2 rRNA genes (1 of these 2 cut by a window edge) are annotated in these 2,500 nt (G+C 48.7%); both read left to right on the top strand.

Annotated features, from left to right (window positions below):
- A 23S ribosomal RNA gene (locus B5Y40_RS12760) occupies positions 1-2,102 on the top strand (it extends 784 nt beyond the left edge of the window).
- 154 nt (positions 2,103-2,256) lie between these two features.
- Positions 2,257-2,368: ribosomal RNA gene (gene rrf, locus B5Y40_RS12755) — 5S ribosomal RNA — on the top strand.
- Positions 2,369-2,500: the final 132 nt, after the last annotated feature.

The following is a 2,500-nucleotide window of genomic DNA, read 5'->3' as shown; positions in this document are numbered from 1 at the left end:
TGGATGAACTGAGGGTAGGGGTGAAAGGCTAATCAAACTGAGAAATAGCTCGTACTCCCCGAAATGCTTTTAGGAGCAGTGTGGAGGTTGAGTTTGTTACAGGTAGAGCTACCAATAGGACTAGGGGGAGTCACATCCTACCAAATCCTGATGAACTCCGAATGGTAACAAATATACTCTGCAATGAGGGCATGGGTGCTAAGGTCCGTGTCCGAGAGGGAAAGAACCCAGACCTGCAGCTAAGGTCCCAAAATCTACACTAAGTTGAACTAAGGCGGTTCAGTTGCTTAGACAGCCAGGATGTTTGCTTGGAAGCAGCAATTCATTTAAAGAGTGCGTAACAGCTCACTGGTCGAGCGACAGAGCATCGATAATAATCGGGCATCAAGTGTAGTACCGAAGCTCAGGATTTGCAGCAATGCAAGTGGTAGGGGAGCATTCTAACAGCGGCGAAGCAGTATGGTAATGTATTGTGGAGCAGTTAGAAAAGCAAATGTAGGCATAAGTAACGATAAGGCAGGCGAGAAACCTGCCCACCGAAAGACTAAGGGTTCCGCGGCAATGTTAATCAACCGCGGGTAAGTCGGGACCTAAGCAAAAGCCGAGAGGCGTATGTGATGGACAATTGGTTAATATTCCAATACTACCGTATTGAGCGATGGGGTGACGGAGGAGTGATAGTTCCGCGATCTGACGAAATAGGTCGTTAAAAGGCGTAGGTATAGGGCTTGCAGGAAAATCCGCAGGCTTTGCTGAAACCCAATAGTACCTGGAGGCTTCGGCCAAAGGGATAGAGAACGTAAGCAGACTTCCAAGAAAACCCCCTAAGCATATTGATATGGTACCCGTACCGGAAACCGACACAGGTAGTCGAGGAGAGGATCCTAAGGTGCTCGAGTGAGTCATGGCTAAGGAACTAGGCAAATTAACCCTGTAACTTCGGGAGAAGGGGTGCCTCCTCTAGCAATAGAGAGGTCGCAGAGAAATGGTCCAGGCGACTGTTTAACAAAAACACATGGCTATGCGAAATCGAAAGATGAAGTATATGGCCTGACACCTGCCCGGTGCTGGAAGGTTAAGGGGGGATGTTAGTCGCAAGGCGAAGCATTGAACTGAAGCCCCAGTAAACGGCGGCCGTAACTATAACGGTCCTAAGGTAGCGAAATTCCTTGTCGGGTAAGTTCCGACCTGCACGAATGGTGTAACGATCTGGACGCTGTCTCAGCCATGAGCTCGGTGAAATTGTAGTCACGGTGAAGATGCCGTGTACCCGTCACGGGACGGAAAGACCCCATGCACCTTTACTATAGCTTCGCATTGACATTGGGTAGATGATGTGTAGGATAGGTGGGAGGCGTTGATCCTGTGCCGCTAGGTATAGGGGAGCCAACGGTGAAATACCACCCTTTATTTATCTGATGTCTAATCCCTGAAAAGGGAGACAGTGCGTGGTGGGTAGTTTGACTGGGGTGGTCGCCTCCGAAAGTGTATCGGAGGCTTTCAAAGGTATGCTCAGTACGCTTGGTAACCGTATGTGGAGTGCAATAGCATAAGCATGCTTGACTGTGAGACTGACAAGTCGAGCAGGAACGAAAGTTGGATATAGTGATCCGGTGGTTCTGTATGGAAGGGCCATCGCTCAAAGGATAAAAGGTACGCTGGGGATAACAGGCTGATCTCCCCCAAGAGCTCACATCGACGGGGAGGTTTGGCACCTCGATGTCGGCTCGTCACATCCTGGGGCTGGAGAAGGTCCCAAGGGTTAGGCTGTTCGCCTATTAAAGTGGCACGCGAGCTGGGTTCAGAACGTCGTGAGACAGTTCGGTCCCTATCTGTGATGGGCGTAGGAAGTTTGAGAGGTCTTGACCTTAGTACGAGAGGACCGGGTTGAACCAACCGCTGGTGTACCGGTTGTGGCGTCAGCTGCATTGCCGGGTAGCTATGTTGGGACGAGATAAGCGCTGAAAGCATCTAAGCGCGAAACTCACCTCAAGATGAGACTTCCATTAAGGGACGTCAGAGATTATGACGTTGATAGGCTGCAGGTGTAAAGGCAGAAATGTCAAAGCTGAGCAGTACTAATTACCCGAACGCTTCAGGCCCCGGGTTCTAGCAATAGGATCCGGGGTAACAACGAAAAACAATCTTATGTGCTTGCTTTACATTACTAACTTTAATACTTCTACTCTTTTGCCAATACTGTCAAAGAAATATTGAAAGGGTTGCTTTTAGATAAGTGACGAACCTTTAAGATTTTAAGGTGACTATAGCGGTGGGGATCACCTCTTCCCATTCCGAACAGAGCAGTTAAGCCCGCCAGCGCTGATGGTACTGGGATAATACCTGGGAGAGTAAGTCGTTGCCTTTCTTTTACTAACTAAGCCTTTGGATAACCTCCAAAGGCTTTTTTTGTTTTACAACCTAGCCCACAAACATCATTCACTAAGCTCACATGAAGTAACCCGCAATAAATCTGGTAGAAACAAACTCATCCCTTGAG

This window comes from Ohtaekwangia koreensis (assembly GCF_900167975.1).
GTDB classification, from domain to species: Bacteria; Bacteroidota; Bacteroidia; order Cytophagales; family Cyclobacteriaceae; genus Ohtaekwangia; species Ohtaekwangia koreensis.
Note: the sequence above shows the minus strand (reverse complement) of the source record. Positions and strands in the feature narration are given on the sequence as shown.